This window comes from Rhizobium sp. NFR12 (assembly GCF_900108545.1).
In the GTDB taxonomy this organism is placed as follows: domain Bacteria; phylum Pseudomonadota; class Alphaproteobacteria; order Rhizobiales; family Rhizobiaceae; genus Neorhizobium; species Neorhizobium soli.
In genome coordinates, this window is record NZ_FNWM01000002.1 from 1,014,823 (window position 1) to 1,033,637 (window position 18,815).

Below are 18,815 nucleotides of genomic sequence, written 5' to 3' on the forward strand. Positions count from 1 at the left end.
GAATACCTGGAATGACCGAATTCACCACGCGCCCCGAAATCCTCGGCACCTTCGGTGTCGTCACCTCCACCCACTGGATTGCCTCCGCCGTCGGCATGGCGATCCTCGAAAAGGGCGGCAATGCCTTCGACGCAGCGGTCGCGACGGGCTTCGTTCTGCAGATTGTCGAACCGCATCTGTGCGGCCCGGGCGGCGACATGCCGGCCGTCTTCTACTCGAAGAAGACCGACAAGGTCGAAGTCATCTGCGCTCAAGGGCCGGCGCCGGCCGGTGCCACCATCGAGCACTATACGTCGGAAGGTCTGAAGCTCATTCCGGGCGACGGCCTTCTCTCGACCGTCATTCCCGGCGCATTCGACGGCTGGATGCTCATGCTGCGCGACTATGGAACGATGACCGTTCGCGAGGTTCTGGAGCCGGCGATCTACTACGCCGAGCATGGCCATCCGGTGCTTCCGCGCGTGTCGAACACGATCAAGGGCCTGGCTGAATTCTTCCGGAAGGAATGGCCGACATCCTATGAGACATGGCTGCCGGGTGGCGTTGCGCCGGAAGCACTCTCCAATTTCAGGAACCCCGTTCTCGCCGAAACCTACAAGCGGATCATCTCCGAATCGGAAGCCAAATCCGGACGCGAGGAACAGGTCCAGGCAGCCCGCGACGCATTCTACCGCGGCTTCGTGGCCGAGGCGATCGACACCTATCTGAAGACTGCCGAGGTGATGGACGCGAGCGGTTCCAAGCACAAGGGCGTGCTCACCGCCGACGACATGGCCAACTGGAGCGCCACCATCGAAGCGCCGCAAACGCTCGATTACCAGGACTGGACAATCGCCAAGACGCCGGCCTGGGGGCAGGGGCCGGTGCTGCTGCAGTCGCTGGCGCTTCTAAAAGGCTTCAATCTCGAGGCGATGGATCCGGCCGGTCCCGATTTCGTCCATACGGTCGTCGAGGCAATGAAGCTCGCATTCGCCGACCGCGAGGTCTATTACGGCGATCCGGAATTCAGCCAGATCCCGACCGAATACCTTCTGTCTGAAGGGTACAACAGCGAGCGGCGGAAGCTGATCGGCAGCACCGCGTCGATGGAACTGCGCCCCGGCACGGTTCCGGGCTACGAGCGTCAGGTCGATGCCACGATGGCGATGCTGGCTGAGATGAGTGGCACCGGCACGGTTTACGAGCCGACCATGTCGCACCTCACCGAAAAGCGCGGCGATACTGTGCATATCGACGTCATCGACCGCTGGGGCAACATGGTCTCGACCACGCCTTCGGGCGGCTGGCTGCAGTCGTCGCCGATCGTTCCGGGTCTCGGTTTCGCCCTCAACTCGCGTGCCCAGATGTTCTGGCTGAAGGAAGGGCTGCCGACCTCGCTTGCGCCTGGAAAACGCCCGCGTACGACCCTCACGCCGTCGCTCGCTCTCTATCAGGGCAAACCCTCTATGGTGTTCGGCACGCCCGGCGGAGATCAGCAGGACCAGTGGCAGCTGCCGTTCTTCCTGCGATACGCCCATCACGGCAAGAACCTGCAGGCCTCGATCGACATGCCGCTGTTCCACACCTCGCATTTCCCCGGTTCGTTCTATCCGCGCACGAGCTCTCCGGGCGAGATCATGGTCGAGAGCAATATCGGGGAAGCCGCACTCGAAGACCTCCGTCGTCGCGGCCACAAGGTCACCGTCGCCGATCCATGGACGGTTGGCCGCCTGACGGCTGCGCGTCGCGATGCAGACGGTTTGCTGAGGGCGGCTGCAACGCCACGCCTGATGCAAGCCTATGCGATTGGACGGTGAACCATGACCTGGTCAATCGTCGCGCGTGATCAAGACACGGGACATCTGGGCATAGCCGTCGCCAGCCGTTTCTTCGCGGTTGGATGCGCCGTGCCGCATGTCAGGGGCAGGGTGGGCGCTATCGCCACCCAGGCCTTCGTCAGCCCGCTTTATGGAACCGATGGCCTGAAGCTTCTCGAGGAGGGCAGGTCACCGGATGAGGTCATTGCAAGCCTAACTGCGCGCGACGACGGCCACCGCCAGCGGCAGATGCACCTCATCGACGCCCATGGTCGCAACGCCGCTTTCACCGGTGAAAACTGCGTCGATTGGGCCGGTCATCTCGTGGATCGCAACGTCTCGGTTGCGGGCAACATGCTGGCGGGACCGCAGGTGATTGCCGAGACGATGCGTGTCTACAATGAAGCGACTGCACGCGGCGTACCGCTTGCCGAACGCCTGCTCGATGCCATGGACGCGGGCGAGGCGGCAGGCGGCGACAAGCGCGGCCGCCAGTCGGCAGCGCTCGTCATCTACCGCGACCAGGATTATCCCTGGCTACGGATCAATGCCGATGATCACCCCGAGCCGCTTTTCGAACTGCGCCGCCTCTATGCCGTTGCGCAGGAGCGCTTCCTGCACGTCGCTGAGACCATGCCGACCCGGGAAAACCCGCACGGCATGATCGACCGCAGCGTTATCGACGAAAAGATCGCCGCGCTCGAAGCGCAACGGCTGGCCGAAAAACGTCCGTCAGCCTCCTACGCCACTCCTTTGACGCTCAAGTAAGGGTCACCCGATGAGCCAGACCTCCACGCCGACTGTTCCCGTCCTTTCCGTGAAGAACCTCACCACCTCCTTCCTCGTCGATGGCGATTGGAAGAGCGTCGTCCGCAACGTCTCCTTCGATGTGATGCCTGGCGAAACGGTTGCCATCGTCGGCGAATCCGGTTCCGGCAAATCCGTGACGTCCCTGTCAATCATGCGCTTGCTCGCGTCAAACACGAGCCGCATCGAAGGCGAGGTTATGTTGAACGGACGCGATCTCCTGTCCATCTCCGAAAAGGACATGCGCGGGGTGCGCGGCAATGAAGCATCGATGATCTTTCAGGAGCCGATGACCTCGCTCAATCCGATCTTCACCATCGGCCGGCAGATTTCGGAGGTTCTCACCCGTCACAAGGGCATGTCCAAGCAGGAAGCGCGCGCCGAAACCGTCAGGCTGCTCGAAAAGGTGCGCATCCCGAACGCGCAATCCCGTTTCGACGAATATCCGCACCAGTTCTCCGGCGGCATGCGTCAGCGCGTGATGATTGCCATGGCGCTTGCTTCGAAGCCCAAGCTTCTGATCGCAGACGAACCGACCACGGCGCTCGACGTCACCATCCAGGGACAGATCCTCGACCTGATCAAGGTGCTTCAGGAAGAGGAGGGCATGTCAGTGCTCTTCATTACCCATGACATGGGCGTCGTCGCCGAGATTGCCGACCGTACCATCGTCATGTTCCGCGGCGACGAGGTCGAGACCGGCCCGACCGAGGAGATTTTCCAACGCGGCAAGCATCCGTATACGCGGGCACTGCTCTCGGCGGTGCCGAAGCTGGGTTCGATGCAGAACCACGCCTGGCCGACCCGCTTCCCCGTGGTCGACATGAAAACCGGGTTGGCCGTCGAGCCGATCGAAGTGGCCGGCACCGTCGAAAAGGGCCGCACACCGGTCCTCAGCGTCAAGAACCTGGTCACCCGCTTCCCGATCCGGTCCGGCCTCCTGTCGCGCCAGACCGGCGCTGTCCATGCGGTGGAAAACGTGTCCTTCGATCTGTTCCAGGGTGAAACGCTGGCCCTGGTGGGTGAATCCGGCTGCGGCAAGTCGACCACGGGCCGCTCGATCATGCGCCTCGTCGATCCGACCGGCGGCGATATCTCGCTCGATGGCTACGATGTCCTGCGGCTCGATCAGGTCAGCCTGCGCAACATGCGCAAGTCCGTCCAGATGATCTTCCAGGATCCGTTTTCATCGCTCAATCCGCGCATGACGGTGGGCTCGGCCATATCCGAACCGTTCATCAAGCACCGGCTGGGCACGGTGAAACAGGCGCGGGAAAAGACTGCCGATCTTCTCGAAAAGGTCGGCCTTTCCGCCGACATGGCAAAACGGTACCCGCACGAATTCTCGGGCGGCCAGCGCCAGCGCATCGCGATCGCGCGGGCGCTTGCCCTCGATCCGAAGGTGATCGTTGCCGATGAAAGCGTGTCGGCACTCGACGTCTCGATCAAGGCGCAGGTCTGCAACCTCCTGCTCGATCTGCAGCAGAGCCTCAACCTGTCCTTCCTGTTCATCAGTCATGACATGGCGGTGGTGGAACGCGTCAGCCACCGGGTCGCCGTCATGTATCTCGGCGAGATCGTCGAGATCGGTCCGCGCGCGGCCGTGTTCGACAATCCGCAGCATCCCTATACAAAGAAGCTCATGGCCGCCGTGCCTGTGCCGGATCCGGCAAGGCGTGGGATCAGACGCGGCATTTCCAACGACGAACTGAAAAGCCCGGTGCGGGGAATGGATTACCGCCCACCGGTTCGCGAGTACCGCGAGGTTTCAGACGGCCATGTCGTGCAGGTCTTGTGATTGGCTGTCGCTGAAGGTCAGATCAGCTTCAGCCCCTTGAGGCTGGCATGACCGTCCTTGCCGATGATGATGTGGTCGTGGACGGTGATGCCGAGTGGCTTTGCCGTCTCGACGATCGTCCGCGTCATGTCGATATCGGCGCGTGACGGGGTAGGGTCGCCACTGGGGTGATTGTGCACGAGGATGAGCGCCGTCGCCGAAAGCTCCAGGGCTCGCCGGACAACTTCGCGCGGATAGACGGGCGTGTGGTCCACAGTGCCATGCCCCTGGATTTCGTCGGCGATCAGGGCGTTGCGCTTGTCGAGAAAAAGAACACGGAACTGTTCGCGGGCCTCATAGGCCATCGCGGCATGGCAATAATCGATCACCGAAGACCAGGACGATAGAACCTGCTTGCCCCGCAATTCGCTCCGCAGCATCCGCTGACCCGTCGTCGCGACGAGCTTCAGGTCGAGCGCAACGGCCTCACCGATACCCTTGACCTCCTGCAGCAGTCCGAGCGGGGCACCGAGCACGCCGGCAAGATTTCCGAAGCGGGCGATCAGCGCTTTCGCGAGCGGCTTGGTATCGCGCCTCGGGATGGAGCGGAAAAGCAGGAGTTCGAGGATCTCGTAGTCTGCAAGCGAGGCGTCGCCGTGGTCCCGGTACTTCTCCCGCAGCCGCTCGCGGTGGCCGTGGTAGTGCTCCTGAGTGACGGCGGGGGATCCAAGTTGCGGGATCTTGGCTGCTGATCTCTTGGCCTGCGTCTCTGCAAAGAACCCGCGTTCATCGATAGACAGGGCCGCCCCGTCGTCCTCTTCTGCTTCCATAGGGTCATGCGAGGAGACGGGCGGGTTGGTCATGGTCAGGCCTGCAATGGAGGCAGGCCGGGCCGGTCGAGACCGCCGGGCGACAGGGTGAACACCTCGCATCCCGTCGCGGTAACACCGACCGCATGCTCGTACTGAGCAGACAGCGACCGGTCACGGGTGACCGCAGTCCAGCCGTCGGACAGGACCTTCACATGCGGCTTGCCGAGATTGATCATCGGCTCGATGGTGAAGATCATGCCTTCCCGGATTTCCGGACCTTCGTCGGCGCGGCCGTAGTGCAGGATGTTCGGAGAGTCGTGGAACAGACGACCGACGCCGTGGCCGCAGAAATCGCGCACGACCGAGCAGCGCTCGGCCTCCGCATAGGACTGGATCGCTTCGCCGATCGCGCCGGTGCGGGCGCCGGGCTTCACGGCTGCGATGCCCCGCAGAAGGCATTCGTAGGTCACGTCCATCAACCGTTCGGCAGCGCGTTTGATCTGTCCGACCGGATACATGCGGCTGGAATCGCCGTGCCAGCCATCGAGGATATAGGTGACGTCGATATTGACGATATCGCCCTCGCGCAGCGGCTTGTCCTCAGGCATCCCGTGGCAGACGACATGGTTGATCGAGGTGCAGACCGAGTATTTGTAGCCGCGATAGCCAAGCGTTGCGGGAAGGGCGCCATTGTCCATGCCGAACTCGAACACGAAACGGTCGATCGCATTGGTGGTGATGCCCGGCTGAACGATCGCCGCAAGTTCGTCGAGGCAGCGCGCCGTCAGCTGGCAGGCCTTGCGCATGCCGTCAAAATCCTGCGCCGTATCGTAGAGACGGATAGCACCCGTGTTTTTTGAGGGGGCGGAAACCGCCTCGATATAATTGACCATGATATTTCTCTCGCAACTCCCACAGTTCATAAAACAGAGGGGCGGGGTTCGTCCATCATAACCATTCCAGACGCTATGATTTCCTCGCGAGTGACGCGGCAGCGGAGCGCATAGGCCTCGACGCCGCGCGCCTTGGCACGAGCGAATGCGATCGAATATATCGGGTCGAGATCGCTGCAGATCGAAAACCGCGTGCAGTCGTGACGCTGAATGAGGTAGATCATCACCGCCCGGTGACCTGCCTCCACCATATCGCCGAGCTCCTCGAGATGCTTGGCCCCACGCTTTGTCACGGTGTCAGGAAACTCTGCGAGCCCCGCTGAACGGCTGAAATGCACGTTCTTCACTTCCACATAGGCATCCGGCAGATCGTCCTCTCTCAGGAGAAAGTCGATGCGGGAGTTACGCCCGTATCTCTGCTCGCGCAGGATCGTGCCATAGCCGGAAAGGCTGGGGATCAAGCCGGCACGGATCGCTTCTTCGGTCAGCCTGTTGGGCAGTCCGGTATTGATACCGACCATCTCGCCGCCGGCCTCGACCATTTCGAACATGTGACGGTATTTGCGGGTCGGACTGTCATGCTCCGATACCCAGATCCTCGACCCGGGCTCCGTCAATCCCCGCATGGAACCGGTATTCGGGCACGACCCGGTGAATGGCGTGCCATCCTCCAGCACAGCGTCGAACAGGAAGCGCTTGTAGCGCTGGACAAGCGTTGCGGAGACGAGCGGCGGATCAAAGCGCATGAGGTTCTTCTGGAATGCTGGGAAGTGTCAGTCGCGGACGAGAACGTAGGTTCCCGGTGCGTCGGCCAACGCGGTGAGCGCTGACCCGCCGGGCTTTCGGGCCGGCACCTGGTCACCCGCTTTCGGTCCGATCCAGTCCTGCCAATGCGTCCACCACGACCCCTCATGCTCCTGCGAGCCGGCAACCCAGTCCTCCAGCGTGTCCTTCGATTGGCCATCGGTCCAGTATCGGTACTTCCGTCTTTCCGGCGGATTGACGACGCCGGCGATATGGCCGGATCCAGCCAGCACGAAATCGACTGAACCGCCGAACAGCGACGAGCCGAGGAACACGGATTTCGCAGGCGCGATGTGGTCTTCGCTTGTGGCAAGATTATAAACAGGAATGACAATGTCCTTCAGCGACAGACGCTCCCCGGCAAGTTCCATCAGGCCGTTGGAGAGCTTGTTATCGAGGTAGCAATTGCGCAGGTAGTAGGCGTGGTTGGCAGATGTCATCCGGGTCGAGTCCGAATTCCAATACAGCAGGTCGAACGGCAGCGGCTCCTGGCCCTTGAGATAGTTATTGACCACGTAAGGCCAGATCAGCTCGGACGCACGCAGCATGTTGAATGCCGCCGCCATCTTCGACCCGTCGAAATAGCCGGTCGCGTTCATATAGGTCTCGATCGTCGAAACCTGCGCCTCGTCGACGAAGACCTTGAGGTCGCCTGCATGGGTAAAGTCGACCTGCGTAGCGAGGAACGTCGCCGATGCGATCCTTTTCACGTTTGTCTTGGCGTGGAAGGCGAGCGTAGCCGCCAGCAACGTGCCGCCGACGCAGTAGCCGATCGCATCGACCTCGCGTTCGCCGGTCGACGTCTCGATCGTGTCGAGCGCAAAATCGATGCCCTCGTGCATGTAGGCTTCCCATCCCTTGGCCGCATGGCGCCTGTCGGGATTGACCCAGGAGATCACGAACACGGTGTGCCCGCGGTCGACGCACCACTTGATGAAGCTCTTTTGCGGTGTCAGGTCGAGAATGTAGAACTTGTTGATCCAGGGCGGCACGATGACCAGCGGCCGCTTGAAGACCGTCTCCGTGGTCGGCTCGTATTGCAGAACCTCGCAGAGATCGTTGCGGGCGACGACCTTGCCGGGTGTGAGCGCGATATTGAGGCCGAGCGCAAACTTGGAGGCATCCGTCTGGCGAAGTCTCAGCTCGCCGCCGCCGGCCATGATGTCCTCGGCCAGCATCTTCATGCCGGTCACGAGATTGGCGCCATGCGAGGCGACAGTCGCGCGATAGACTTCGGGATTGGTGATGGCGAAATTGGCAGGCGATAGCGCGGCTGTCACCTGCTTCACGTAGAATGCCGCCTTGTGCCGCGTATGTTCGTCCAGCCCCTGCGCCTCGGCAACCAGCGTCTCGGCCCAGGTGGCGGTAACCGTGAAGACTTGCCGCATGAACGCGAAGAACGGGTTCTTCACCCAGTCCTCGTCGGCGAATCGCTTGTCTCTCGGCAGCGGCGCTGGCTCGCTCTCTTGAGGCGCGCCTCCGAACTGCGAGAGCGATCGGGTCCAGATCCCCATATAGCTTGAGAACAGCAGGGTTTGCGCTTGCAGCGTCCGCTGCGGCTCTGAAATCCAGTACTCGGTGACCTGCGAAAGCGTCTTGATGAGATCACTGAGCGGATCGAGCGCGGGGTCTGGAATATCGCCGCGCTCCCTTGGCGCGAGCCATTCCGATGCGGCCTTGCCGAGGTTTTCCATTGCACGCGCGAAATTCATCGCCATCTCGTGCGGGTCCTTGACGATGTAGGCCTCGACCGCCTTGGGGTCGAAGCCCGGAAATTCCGGACCGCCTGTCCCCTTATTCCCGGAGTTTTGCGCCACGCGAGCCCTCCTCGTCAGCTGTCGTCTGATTTCATTTGTACATTGTGGCTGAAACCGAATACAAGTGCCAGCGGCTAGGCTGCCGGGTAGATGGCCCCGGCGACAGAAAATGGGTACGGACATGGAAAAACTGAGGCGTCGCATCGGCTGGTTACCGCTTTTCATCGGTATCGGCGCCATGCCTCTTGTGTCCGGCTGCAACAGCAACAGCTTTGCGCTGGATGATGGTATTCCCAATACGCCGCCACCGGCCGTCATCACGCAGACCAGGACGGCACCGCCTCCGGGTCCGATCGTCAAGCGCGACACCGGCACATATCCCACATTCGACTATACGCTTCGCGCTGCCAACGAGCAGATCGAAGATGCAGATTACCAGAAGACCGAGCCGCGCATGGCATCGCTTGCCCGAGCCCGCAAGTCCGGCACCATCTCCGAAGCGGAGTATCAGCGTCGTGTGGTCGAGTACCGCAAGCTCGCCACCGATCATGGCAAGGATGCCCAGGCCGGTATTTCCGGCCAATAGGGCGACGAGCCGATCCGGCCGGATATTGCTATTGCGTTTGAGGACATTTGGCCGCAAAGCAAAAATGGCATAAAGTGAGGCTCGAGCAGCGGGACGAGCTCTGCTTCGATTTCATCCTTGAGGAACAACATGGAAGAGTTTCATAAAGTCCGGCGTCTGCCGCCCTACGTTTTCGAACAGGTGAACCGTTTGAAAGCAAGCGCGCGAGCGGGTGGCGCGGACATTATCGATCTCGGCATGGGCAATCCCGATCTACCTACTCCGCAGGCGATCGTCGACAAGCTCTGCGAAGTGGTCCAGGATCCGCGCACGCACCGCTACTCCTCCTCCAAGGGCATTCCGGGCCTTCGCCGCGCGCAGGCTGCTTACTATGCACGCCGGTTTGGTGTGAAGCTGAACCCGGATACGCAGGTCGTGGCAACGCTCGGCTCCAAGGAAGGCTTCGCCAACATGGCGCAGGCGATCACCGCGCCCGGTGACGTCATCCTCTGCCCCAATCCGACATACCCTATCCACGCCTTCGGCTTCCTGATGGCGGGCGGCGTGATCCGCTCCATGTCTGTCGAGCCGGACGATAGCTTCTTTCCGCCGCTGGAACGCGCGGTGAAGCATTCGATCCCGAAGCCGCTGGCACTCATCATCAATTACCCATCCAACCCGACCGCGCATATCGCGTCGCTGGATTTCTATAGGGAAGTGATCGCGTTTGCGAAGAAGCACGAGATCATCGTGCTCTCCGATCTTGCCTATTCGGAGATCTACTTCGACGACAACAACCCGCCACCTTCGGTTCTCGAAGTGCCGGGTGCGATGGATGTGGCCGTCGAGTTCACCTCGATGTCGAAAACCTTCTCCATGCCCGGCTGGCGCATGGGCTTTGCTGTCGGCAACGAGCGGCTGATCGCAGCGCTGACGCGCGTCAAATCCTACCTTGATTATGGCGCGTTCACGCCGATCCAGGTGGCTGCAGCCCACGCGCTGAACGGTGACGGTGCCGATATCGCGGAAGTGCGCAGCGTCTACAAGCGTCGCCGTGACGTGATGGTCGAGAGCTTCGGCAAGGCCGGTTTCGACGTGCCGCCACCACCGGCGACCATGTTTGCCTGGGCGAAAATTCCGGAAAAGTTCCGCCATCTCGGGAGTCTGGAATTCTCCAAGCTTCTCGTCGAGAAGGCGCACGTTGCCGTCGCACCCGGTGTCGGTTTCGGTGAGATGGGCGACGACTACGTTCGCCTCGCACTGGTCGAAAACGAGCATCGCATTCGCCAGGCCGCCCGCAGCATCAAGAAGTTTCTGTCGACGGCAGACGATACGATGCACAACGTGATTACGCTCAACACGCGTCGCTGACCGCGAACCGGGCCGCCGATCACGATTTGAGGGGCGGCCGTTCGACCGCCCCATTCTCCCAAATACTAGTCTCCCAAAATACCAGGAAAACTATCATGGCAGATGCCCTCAGAGTCGGCATTGCGGGTCTTGGCACTGTCGGTGCCTCGCTCGTTCGCATCATCCAGACCCGTGCCAACGAACTCGCGGTCACCTGCGGACGCCCGATCGAGATTGCCGCCGTGACGGCGAGAGACCGCACCCGCGACCGCGGGATCGATATCTCTGCCGTGACCTGGTTCGACAGCGCCGAAGAACTGGCAGCAAACGCTGAGATCGACGTGTTCGTGGAACTGATGGGCGGTGCCGAAGGGGCGGCTGCTGACTCCGTGCGCGCAGCCTTGCGGCGCGGTCTCCACGTGGTGACAGCCAACAAGGCGCTGCTGGCCGCATCCGGCGTCGAACTCGCAAGGATTGCCGAGGAAAACGGCGCGCTCCTTAATTTCGAGGCAGCTGTTGCCGGTGGTATCCCGGTTATCAAGGCCCTTCGCGAGTCCCTGACCGGCAACACGATTTCCCGCGTCTACGGCATCATGAACGGCACCTGTAATTACATCCTGACTCGGATGGAGAAGGAGGGCCTGTCCTTTGCCGACTGCCTCAAGGAAGCGCAGCGGCTGGGTTATGCCGAAGCCGATCCGGCCTTCGATATCGAGGGCAACGACACGGCACACAAGCTGGCAATCCTGACCACGCTTGCGTTCGGCACACACATCGCGCCCGACGAGATCTATCTCGAAGGCATCACCAATATCTCGATCGACGATATCCACGCGGCCGCCGATCTCGGCTACCGCATCAAGCTTCTCGGCGTCGCGCAGCGCACCGAAACAGGCATCGAGCAGCGCGTTCACCCGACCATGGTGCCCCGTGATTCGGTTATCGCGCAGGTCGATGGCGTGACGAATGCCGTGGCGATCGAATCCGATATCCTCGGCGAACTGCTGATGGTCGGCCCAGGCGCCGGTGGCAATGCAACGGCATCTTCCGTGCTCGGTGACATCGCCGACATCGCCAAGAGCCGCCCGGGTGCGCAGCAGGTTCCGGTTCTCGGCACACCGGCCGCATCGCTCACACCTTACAAGCGCGCCCAGATGCAGAGCCACGAAGGTGGTTATTTCATCCGGCTGACCGTTGCCGACCGGACCGGCGTCTTCGCCTCGATCGCTGCCCGCATGGCCGAGAACGCCATCTCGCTGGAATCGATCGTCCAGCGCTCAAAGCCCGATTCGTCCGTGATGTCGAAGACGATCATCCTTGTCACGCACGCGACGATGGAGGATTCGGTCCGCAAGGCCGTCGACGCCATCAAGGCCGAAAGCTATCTGGTTGGCGAGCCGCAGGTCATCCGGATCGAACGGCCCAAGGACATGTGACCCACGTAGCCGTCGAGCCACACTAGACTGGCCCCGGTGTTTTTTCGCCGAGGCCACGTCCGCTGCCGAAAACAGATTACTGTTGATGCGCTGATGCGCTAAAATGGCTGCATGACCACCCAATCGACCACCTCAATCGCCAGCAGCCTCTCCATGACAACGTCACCGGTCGATCCGGTACCGCGCGCGTTCCTGAACGTAGAGCAATCGGTGAGTGGCCAGCGCTGGGTGTCGCGGCTCGACCAGGCGGCGCAGAACCGCGCGCTTGCCATCAGCCAGATCCACGGTATTCCCGAACTGGTCGCCCGCGTGCTTGCCGGCCGCGGCGTGACGCTCGACGATGCCCCGGCCTTCCTTGATCCGACCATCCGCTCGCTGATGCCCGATCCGCTGACGCTGACGGATTGCGGCAAGGCTGCAGCGAGACTGGTCGCGGCGATCAACCGGCGCGAACGGGTTGCGATCTTCGGCGATTACGATGTGGACGGCGCGGCCTCTTCCGCCTTGCTCTATCGTTTCCTCACCCATTTCGGTGTCGAGGCGGAGATCTATATTCCGGATCGCATCTTCGAAGGCTACGGGCCGAACCCGAACGCGATCCGCCAACTGGTGGCCAACGGCGCGCAACTGATCGTCACGGTCGATTGCGGCTCGACGAGCCAGGACGCGCTGACGGCTGCTAAGGACGAGGGCTGCGATGTGGTCGTGATCGACCATCACCAGGTCGGGCATGTGCTGCCGCCCTGTGTGGCGCTCGTCAATCCGAACCGTCAGGACGATCTCTCGGGGCAGGGGCATCTCTGCGCGGCAGGCGTCGTGTTTCTGGTCATGGTCGCGACCCTGAAGCAGCTGCGCGAAGGTGGCGATAGCCGCGCACAGTCTCTCGATCTGCTCGGTCTGCTGGATCTGGTGGCGCTGGCAACCGTTTGCGATGTCGTGCCACTAAAGGGGCTGAACCGTGCCTATGTGGTGAAGGGGCTGATCGCCGCCCGTCACATGGTCAATCCGGGACTCACGGCGTTGTTTCGAAAGGCGGGTCTTGGCGGACCGGTGACGCCCTATCATTTCGGCTTCATGATCGGCCCACGTATCAATGCCGGCGGGCGAATCGGCGATGCAGCGCTCGGCAGCCGCTTGCTGACACTGGAAGACGATATCAAGGCGGAGGAGATCGCCGGCCGGCTGGACGATCTGAACCGCGAGCGGCAGGCCATGGAAGCCGCCATGCTGGCGGAAGCGGAAGCCGAAGTCCTTGGCGAATACGGTGACGCCGAGGGCGCGTCCGTCATCGTCACCGCGCATGAGAAATGGCATCCGGGCATCGTCGGTCTTCTGGCTGCGAGACTGAAGGAGAAATTCCGTCGGCCTGCCTTCGCGATCGCTTTCGACCCGTCCGGCAAGGGCACCGGTTCCGGCCGTTCGATCAACGGTTTCGACATGGGCCGGATGGTTCGCGGCGCAGTCGAATCAGGGCTTCTGCTAAAAGGTGGCGGTCACGCCATGGCGGCGGGACTGACCGTCGAGCGCGCCAACCTCGGCAAGCTGCGCGCCTATTTCGAGGAAGTGGCGGCTGAGGGCGTTCCGGCGCTTGTTGCCAACCACGTGCTGAAGATCGATGGCGCATTATCGGCATCAGGGGCCACGATTGCGCTGTTCGACCAGCTGGAACTTGCGGGTCCCTACGGGTCTGGCCACGCGCAGCCCGTCTTTGCCATTCCCGCCCATCGTCTGAGAGACGTGCGGCTTGTCGGCACCGCGCATGTGAAGATCACGCTGGAATCACTCGATGGCACGCGTCTGGACGGGATTGCGTTCAGGGCCGCCGAAACGCCGCTCGGCCAGATGCTGCTCAACTCCCGCGGAAAGCAGATCCATGCCGCGGGATGCCTCACGGCCGACCAGTGGCAGGGAAATCGACGGATCCAGCTCAGGCTTCTCGACGCGGTCGAGTCGCGGTGAAAGCCGCAATGTAAAATCAGGGATTGGCAGAAGGGGAAACTGGTACGCCCTAGGGGAGTCGAACCCCTCTTTTCAGAATGAAAATCTGACGTCCTAACCGATAGACGAAGGGCGCGTACAGTGAGCGCTCGTATAGTCAGGCTTGCCCGATCCGGCAAGTAGGAAAATCGATATTTCTCTGTTTTTAAATGAAATAATCCAAGCCAAGGCGTGCCGCGGGAAAACGCGCGAGCGAACAAGCCTGACGATATGGAAGAAGGGGGAAGTGGTACGCCCTAGGGGAGTCGAACCCCTCTTTTCAGAATGAAAATCTGACGTCCTAACCGATAGACGAAGGGCGCGTACAGGAGCGTCTTATAGGGACGCTTTTTCAAACAGACAAGCCAAAAAACGGTATTTTTCGGAAGATAAACAGAGAAAATTGCGCGGCTGGATGCTCCAAGAAAACTTAGAGGTTCTTGTGCATAATCAACAGTTTGAAGGAAGGAACTGGTACGCCCTAGGGGAGTCGAACCCCTCTTTTCAGAATGAAAATCTGACGTCCTAACCGATAGACGAAGGGCGCGTACAGTGAGCGCCCTTATAGAGGCGTGATTTCGTTACCGCAAGCGCAAAAACGATGTTTTTTGCGAAAAATTAGATGCGCGGAAAATGCGGCTTCAGTAAGCGTAAAGCCATGCGAAATCAGCAGCTTATCGGATTTGACCAGCTCGCTCTTTTCGCTCCCGCACGAGGCTGATGGTTAGAGCTGCGCCTGCTGCGACGGGTCCGGCAGCGGCTGGCGGGGCGTGAAGACGCTGCCATGCGCTGCATTGATGCCGCCGGCGGGTGCGGCGACGGCCGTCTGCCCATCGGGGGCAACCGTCGGCGCAGTCGTTGCCGATGGAAATGGGGAGGCGTTGGACGAAAAGATGCTGTAGCTGCTTGCGCGCACGCCGGTCGGTTGCGTCACGAGACCGGCGATGGAGTTCGACGGCTGCTCCGGCGCAGGGGGGAACGCGCCTGGGTCAGCGTTGGCGCCCGGCGCATCAGACGTCGCAGCTGGCGCGGATTTGGCTTGGTGCGCCTGTGTGGAGACGAGAGGATCGACATAGAGGCTGGCGCCGCTCGTGCCGCCTTTGGCAAGCGGTTTTGCCGCGCCATCTGGTTGCTCCGCGGCCACCGCCTCTGCTGACACCGGTTCGGCGTCGGCAACCTTGCGGGTCATCGAGCAACTGCTCATCATTAAAGCTGCTATCGCCACTGCGAGGAGCGGAAAACTCGGCCTTGAGATCGATCTTGCTGGCGAAACCGGCACGTGATGCCCTTCATGTGCGTCGCGGACACTCTGTCGCGAATCATGGAGATGAGCATCACGTGTCCTGTTTCACTCGGCAAGAGAGGGGCGTCGGCCTTGGTCAGGCCGACGCAAGCCTCAATTACCAGCTGCCGGTATTCGGCATCGATGCCCACGGCTCGGCGACCGGCAGGTTGTCGCCCTTCTGCAGGATCTCGAAAGAAATGCCGTCCGGCGAAAGTACGAAGGCCATCCGACCTTCGCGAGGCGGACGGTTGATCACGATGCCATTGTCCTGCAGGTGCTGGCAGAATGCATAGACGTCGTCGACCTCATAGGCGAGGTGGCCGAAATTGCGTCCGCCCGTGTAATCCTCGCTGTCCCAATTGTAGGTAAGCTCGATGCACGGCGCCATATTTTCCTTAGCCTGCGAAACGTCGTCGCGTGCAGCCAGAAAGACCAGCGTGAAGCGGCCCTTGTCATTTTCGATGCGGCGGATCTCCTCCAAACCCATCAGTGTCTTGTAGAAATGGAGAGACGCGTCGAGATCCTTGACCCGAACCATTGTGTGTAGATAGCGCATGTGTCGCAAGCTCCGCGATGTCGTTGGCAAACTGTCGAGCGGATATGGTGCATTGCAGGAGGTCAGCAAGCCTGGGGCAAGCCGTCAGCCGTAGAAAGATGCTGATAAAGTCCAGACGGGGACTTGCACTGGAGGGTTAACGGGATGTTAATCTAGGCGCGAAGAATCACTTCCACCGTCATGTCGTAACGCGTAATCGAGGGGCCGATAGGATATGGCAGACAGGATATCGTTGAAAGGCGTAGCCGAATACGAGGAATTCGCGGGCGATCCGGTCGAGCTCATCGAAATTACGGGTGTGGTGAAGTGGTTCGATGTTGCGAAGGGGTTCGGCTTCATTGTGCCCGACAACGGTATGCAGGATGTGCTTCTGCATGTGACCTGCCTGAGGCGCGATGGATACCAGACCATCCTTGAAGGAACCCGTATCGTCGCGATGATCCAGAAGCGCGACCGCGGCTATCAGGCCTTCCGCATTCTTTCCATGGATCAATCGACCGCAGTTCATCCCTCGCAGTTGCCGCCGGTTCGCACCCATGTTCAGGTCACGCCAACGAGCGGCCTCGAACGGGCACTGGTGAAATGGTTCAACCGCACCAAGGGCTTTGGATTCCTGAGCCGCGGTGAGGGGACCGAAGATATCTTCGTCCACATGGAAACGCTGCGCCGCTACGGACTGACAGAGCTCCGTCCCGGCCAGACCGTGCTGGTCCGGTTCGGACCTGGCGACAAGGGCTTGATGGCAGCCGAAATTCATCCCGACAATCCCAACCCTGTAAGCCGGTCACATTGATGTTGAGAATGCAGTCATTCGGGCGGATCACGCCCTTTGCAAAAGGCGCCCTTGCGGCGCTTTTTCTGTTTGTCGCCTACGCTGCCGCAGCCCAGCAGGTCATCTTTCCAAAAGATGAGCTGTCGATCCGCACGGCAGCGGGCAAGACCCATGCCTTTGTGATCGAGCTCGCTCTGACGGACCAGCAGCGCTCGCAGGGCCTGATGTACCGCAAGGAAATGCCTGACGATCACGGCATGCTGTTCGACTTCGGCGAGACACGCCGTGTTTCCATGTGGATGGAAAACACCATCCTGCCGCTCGATATGCTGTTTATCGAGGGCGACGGGACGGTCTCTCATATCCGCGAAAATGCGGTTCCTTACTCTCGTGACGTGATTGATTCGCGGGGACCGGTAAAATTTGTCCTCGAACTGAATGCCGGTCGGACGAAAGCGCTCGGAATCAAGGTTGGTGACAAGGTGGTTTCCAAACGGATCGGCAACGCAGGATAGGTGTTTGGCCGCTTTCCCACAGTTAGTTCGCTAGAGAGTTCGAACAATTGGGAAAATCGACTTTTTGCAGTTGCGGGCCGGTAGGGAACCGTGTATCTCGCATTCTTGTAAGGAACGGAGTGTAGCGCAGTCTGGTAGCGCATCTGGTTTGGGACCAGAGGGTCGGGAGTTCGAATCTCTCCACTCCGACCATTGCCTTCAAAAGAGCGTCGCGCTCAGCAGTTGCCCAAGCGTCACGCTAGCAAAAGTCGGATGTTTCAGTTCATGACGGCCAAGATCTATCGTCCCGCAAAAACTGCAATGCAATCTGGCAAAGCCAAGACGCATCTCTGGCTCCTCGAATTCGACCAGGAAGAGCCACGCCGGATCGATCCGATCCTTGGCTATACATCTTCCGGAGACATGAAGCAGCAGGTGCGCCTGACCTTTGAAAGTCAGGAACTTGCCGAAGCCTACGCAAAGCGCGAAGGCATCGAATACCGCGTCGTTCAGCCGAAAGAACCTGCGCGTCAAGCTGCTTCCTACACCGACAATTTCCGCTTCAATCGCTCGCAGCCCTGGACGCACTGACATCCTGTCTGCGTTCTGTTAGAAGCGTCTTAGCAGGCCCCTTAGCTCAGCTGGATAGAGCACCTGCCTTCTAAGCAGGTGGTCGCAGGTTCGAATCCTGCAGGGGTCGCCAAAACTATCTCCCAAAAAATTGCGACTGCCGCTTGAGCGAAGGAATATCGGCTTGAGCAAAGCGCTGCTTTGGAGCTGGATATAGAGATCAAGAATCTCTGGCGTATTTCGCCCCGCCCGGCAAGGTCGGCTAACCATTGCTTCATTTTCGAAATCAGACCCTAGAGAAAGCACAACCCTCCAAAGGCCGCAGCCGACGACGACCTGAGTTAACTCGTCGTGTGTTGGTCGGATATCGGCTTGGCGACCCGCCTGTGTGTTCGAGGGTATGAACTACTGATTGAGGCGCGTGAGGCTTTCATCGCGGTTGTGTGCACATGCCATGATGCAAATGTATGACTTTCGCGAGGGTCGATGAGGCCAGCAGACGTCCGACTCGGATTTCGCATTCCGCGTAGGTCCTCGCGAGCACGTCATCCTGAAACTGCGTCAACGGCTCGATTGCGTCGCGCGACCGGGCCGGACAACCGTGACGGCAACAAAAAAACCGAACAATGGAGGTCCCATTGTTCGGCGAGTTGAGTGCTGGAACCAAGAGATGGCGTCCGAGCTTTTGGGTACGATCTGGATGTTAACCTGGGGTGAAGACCTCAGGCGACTACTTGAGTGAGAATACCTGCGGGCCAATCGTGCAACGACGTTACCTCATGACCCGACTTGATTGCATCTCGCAATGCCAGCGATCAGCAAGTGGTAGCAGCGCCGCCGCAGTTCAACTTCTTGCTGAGGTTCGTGAATTGCGTGCTTAGTGCACCGCCGAGCGTCTGTGCACCAGCGATCAGCGCGACAGAGATAAGAGCGGCGATGAGCCCGTATTCGATGGCAGTGGCGCCAGACTCGTCCTTCATAAAGCGTGCAAAAACCGACATGCAAATCCTCCTTGATTCGTGCCGTGGGACAAGGCGTCCCTACGTGTTGTTCTTTTACCGAACGTCAAAAGAGTGTTGCGTTAACAGGATCGGTTAATATGTTCCTATTGGCTAATGTGAGTTCTGAATGGTTAAGAAGTGGTTTTCGTGAATCCCCACGTGT

General features: G+C 60.4%; 17 protein-coding genes and 5 tRNA genes. 12 read left to right on the top strand and 10 right to left on the bottom strand.

All coding sequences use genetic code 11. The features are described from left to right. Positions 1 to 11: 11 nt before the first annotated feature. From BLW69_RS12250 to BLW69_RS12260, 3 genes are read left to right on the top strand one after another with little or no spacing between them, the layout of a single operon-like run. On the top strand, positions 12 to 1,796 hold the full coding sequence (locus BLW69_RS12250; protein ID WP_092662138.1) for a gamma-glutamyltransferase family protein: 1,785 nt from the start codon (positions 12 to 14) through the stop codon (positions 1,794 to 1,796). Between the two features lie 3 nt (positions 1,797 to 1,799). Continuing rightward, positions 1,800 to 2,564: a DUF1028 domain-containing protein gene (locus BLW69_RS12255; RefSeq protein ID WP_092662140.1), complete on the top strand. Its 765-nt coding sequence runs from the start codon at positions 1,800 to 1,802 to the stop codon at positions 2,562 to 2,564. A 10-nt stretch (positions 2,565 to 2,574) separates the two neighbouring features. After that, a complete protein-coding gene (locus tag BLW69_RS12260) occupies positions 2,575 to 4,401 on the top strand; it encodes an ABC transporter ATP-binding protein (RefSeq protein ID WP_092662142.1) in 1,827 nt (608 codons plus the stop codon). 17 nt (positions 4,402 to 4,418) lie between these two features. On the opposite strand, the gene radC is transcribed toward BLW69_RS12260, so the two are convergent. Genes radC through phaC form a run of 4 tightly spaced genes read right to left on the bottom strand, consistent with a single transcriptional unit; the run spans position 4,419 to position 8,706 of the window. Then, complete coding sequence (gene radC / locus BLW69_RS12265; RefSeq protein ID WP_244508828.1) at positions 4,419 to 5,210, bottom strand: RadC family protein; 792 nt, start codon at positions 5,208 to 5,210, stop codon at positions 4,419 to 4,421. A gap of 35 nt (positions 5,211 to 5,245) precedes the next feature. Then, complete coding sequence (gene map / locus BLW69_RS12270; protein ID WP_062457453.1) at positions 5,246 to 6,085, bottom strand: type I methionyl aminopeptidase; 840 nt, start codon at positions 6,083 to 6,085, stop codon at positions 5,246 to 5,248. 26 nt (positions 6,086 to 6,111) lie between these two features. Next, entirely contained in the window at positions 6,112 to 6,831 is a 720-nt protein-coding gene (sfsA, locus tag BLW69_RS12275; protein WP_092662146.1) for a DNA/RNA nuclease SfsA, read from the bottom strand. A gap of 27 nt (positions 6,832 to 6,858) precedes the next feature. After that, positions 6,859 to 8,706, bottom strand: a complete 1,848-nt coding sequence (phaC, locus tag BLW69_RS12280; RefSeq protein WP_244508809.1) for a PHA/PHB synthase family protein — start codon at positions 8,704 to 8,706, stop codon at positions 6,859 to 6,861. A gap of 121 nt (positions 8,707 to 8,827) precedes the next feature. On the opposite strand from phaC, the gene BLW69_RS12285 reads away from it, so the two are divergent. The 4 genes from BLW69_RS12285 (at position 8,828) to recJ (ending at position 13,956) form a co-directional block, all read left to right on the top strand. Continuing rightward, entirely contained in the window at positions 8,828 to 9,232 is a 405-nt protein-coding gene (locus tag BLW69_RS12285; RefSeq protein WP_092662150.1) for a hypothetical protein, read from the top strand. Positions 9,233 to 9,361: 129 nt separating this feature from the next. Beyond that, entirely contained in the window at positions 9,362 to 10,582 is a 1,221-nt protein-coding gene (locus BLW69_RS12290; protein ID WP_062457440.1) for an LL-diaminopimelate aminotransferase, read from the top strand. Positions 10,583 to 10,677: 95 nt separating this feature from the next. Next, the gene (locus BLW69_RS12295; RefSeq protein WP_092662152.1) at positions 10,678 to 11,997 is read left to right on the top strand and encodes a homoserine dehydrogenase; all 1,320 of its coding nucleotides are present in this window, start codon (positions 10,678 to 10,680) and stop codon (positions 11,995 to 11,997) included. Positions 11,998 to 12,150: 153 nt separating this feature from the next. Then, complete coding sequence (recJ, locus tag BLW69_RS12300) at positions 12,151 to 13,956, top strand: single-stranded-DNA-specific exonuclease RecJ (RefSeq protein ID WP_092662554.1); 1,806 nt, start codon at positions 12,151 to 12,153, stop codon at positions 13,954 to 13,956. A gap of 40 nt (positions 13,957 to 13,996) precedes the next feature. On the opposite strand, the gene BLW69_RS12305 is transcribed toward recJ, so the two are convergent. The 5 genes from BLW69_RS12305 to BLW69_RS12325 form a co-directional block, all read right to left on the bottom strand. Beyond that, positions 13,997 to 14,071: transfer RNA gene (locus tag BLW69_RS12305), tRNA-Glu, on the bottom strand. A 151-nt stretch (positions 14,072 to 14,222) separates the two neighbouring features. Beyond that, a tRNA-Glu gene (locus BLW69_RS12310) sits at positions 14,223 to 14,297 on the bottom strand. Positions 14,298 to 14,446: 149 nt separating this feature from the next. Continuing rightward, positions 14,447 to 14,521, bottom strand: a tRNA-Glu gene (locus BLW69_RS12315). A 177-nt stretch (positions 14,522 to 14,698) separates the two neighbouring features. Then, a complete protein-coding gene (locus BLW69_RS12320; protein WP_092662154.1) occupies positions 14,699 to 15,163 on the bottom strand; it encodes a hypothetical protein in 465 nt (154 codons plus the stop codon). Between the two features lie 211 nt (positions 15,164 to 15,374). Next, the gene (locus tag BLW69_RS12325) at positions 15,375 to 15,815 is read right to left on the bottom strand and encodes a VOC family protein (RefSeq protein WP_092662156.1); all 441 of its coding nucleotides are present in this window, start codon (positions 15,813 to 15,815) and stop codon (positions 15,375 to 15,377) included. A 214-nt stretch (positions 15,816 to 16,029) separates the two neighbouring features. On the opposite strand from BLW69_RS12325, the gene BLW69_RS12330 reads away from it, so the two are divergent. From BLW69_RS12330 to BLW69_RS12350, 5 genes are all read left to right on the top strand, one after another. After that, a complete protein-coding gene (locus tag BLW69_RS12330) occupies positions 16,030 to 16,608 on the top strand; it encodes a cold-shock protein (protein WP_062457423.1) in 579 nt (192 codons plus the stop codon). Between the two features lie 8 nt (positions 16,609 to 16,616). Continuing rightward, positions 16,617 to 17,102, top strand: a complete 486-nt coding sequence (locus BLW69_RS12335) for a DUF192 domain-containing protein (protein WP_062457420.1) — start codon at positions 16,617 to 16,619, stop codon at positions 17,100 to 17,102. A 115-nt stretch (positions 17,103 to 17,217) separates the two neighbouring features. Continuing rightward, positions 17,218 to 17,294 (top strand) — tRNA-Pro (locus BLW69_RS12340). A 72-nt stretch (positions 17,295 to 17,366) separates the two neighbouring features. Next, complete coding sequence (locus tag BLW69_RS12345; protein ID WP_062458113.1) at positions 17,367 to 17,672, top strand: ETC complex I subunit; 306 nt, start codon at positions 17,367 to 17,369, stop codon at positions 17,670 to 17,672. A 35-nt stretch (positions 17,673 to 17,707) separates the two neighbouring features. Beyond that, positions 17,708 to 17,784: transfer RNA gene (locus BLW69_RS12350), tRNA-Arg, on the top strand. 682 nt (positions 17,785 to 18,466) lie between these two features. On the opposite strand, the gene BLW69_RS12355 is transcribed toward BLW69_RS12350, so the two are convergent. After that, a complete protein-coding gene (locus BLW69_RS12355) occupies positions 18,467 to 18,652 on the bottom strand; it encodes a Flp family type IVb pilin (protein ID WP_062457386.1) in 186 nt (61 codons plus the stop codon). Between the last annotated feature and the right edge of the window lie 163 nt (positions 18,653 to 18,815).

Bases quoted from the DNA above. Each gene is read 5' to 3' on its own strand.
- BLW69_RS12345 (WP_062458113.1), top strand. From the start codon at position 17,367: ATGACGGCCAAGATCTATCGTCCCGCAAAAACTGCAATGCAATCTGGC.
- BLW69_RS12335 (WP_062457420.1), top strand. From the start codon at position 16,617: ATGCAGTCATTCGGGCGGATCACGCCCTTTGCAAAAGGCGCCCTTGCG.
- BLW69_RS12295 (WP_092662152.1), top strand. From the start codon at position 10,678: ATGGCAGATGCCCTCAGAGTCGGCATTGCGGGTCTTGGCACTGTCGGT.
- recJ (WP_092662554.1), top strand. From the start codon at position 12,151: ATGACAACGTCACCGGTCGATCCGGTACCGCGCGCGTTCCTGAACGTA.
- radC (WP_244508828.1), bottom strand. From the start codon at position 5,210: ATGGAAGCAGAAGAGGACGACGGGGCGGCCCTGTCTATCGATGAACGC.
- BLW69_RS12325 (WP_092662156.1), bottom strand. From the start codon at position 15,815: ATGCGCTATCTACACACAATGGTTCGGGTCAAGGATCTCGACGCGTCT.
- BLW69_RS12320 (WP_092662154.1), bottom strand. From the start codon at position 15,163: ATGACCCGCAAGGTTGCCGACGCCGAACCGGTGTCAGCAGAGGCGGTG.
- BLW69_RS12355 (WP_062457386.1), bottom strand. From the start codon at position 18,652: ATGTCGGTTTTTGCACGCTTTATGAAGGACGAGTCTGGCGCCACTGCC.
- sfsA (WP_092662146.1), bottom strand. From the start codon at position 6,831: ATGCGCTTTGATCCGCCGCTCGTCTCCGCAACGCTTGTCCAGCGCTAC.
- BLW69_RS12250 (WP_092662138.1), top strand. From the start codon at position 12: ATGACCGAATTCACCACGCGCCCCGAAATCCTCGGCACCTTCGGTGTC.
- map (WP_062457453.1), bottom strand. From the start codon at position 6,085: ATGGTCAATTATATCGAGGCGGTTTCCGCCCCCTCAAAAAACACGGGT.
- BLW69_RS12255 (WP_092662140.1), top strand. From the start codon at position 1,800: ATGACCTGGTCAATCGTCGCGCGTGATCAAGACACGGGACATCTGGGC.
- BLW69_RS12260 (WP_092662142.1), top strand. From the start codon at position 2,575: ATGAGCCAGACCTCCACGCCGACTGTTCCCGTCCTTTCCGTGAAGAAC.
- BLW69_RS12330 (WP_062457423.1), top strand. From the start codon at position 16,030: ATGGCAGACAGGATATCGTTGAAAGGCGTAGCCGAATACGAGGAATTC.
- BLW69_RS12285 (WP_092662150.1), top strand. From the start codon at position 8,828: ATGGAAAAACTGAGGCGTCGCATCGGCTGGTTACCGCTTTTCATCGGT.
- BLW69_RS12290 (WP_062457440.1), top strand. From the start codon at position 9,362: ATGGAAGAGTTTCATAAAGTCCGGCGTCTGCCGCCCTACGTTTTCGAA.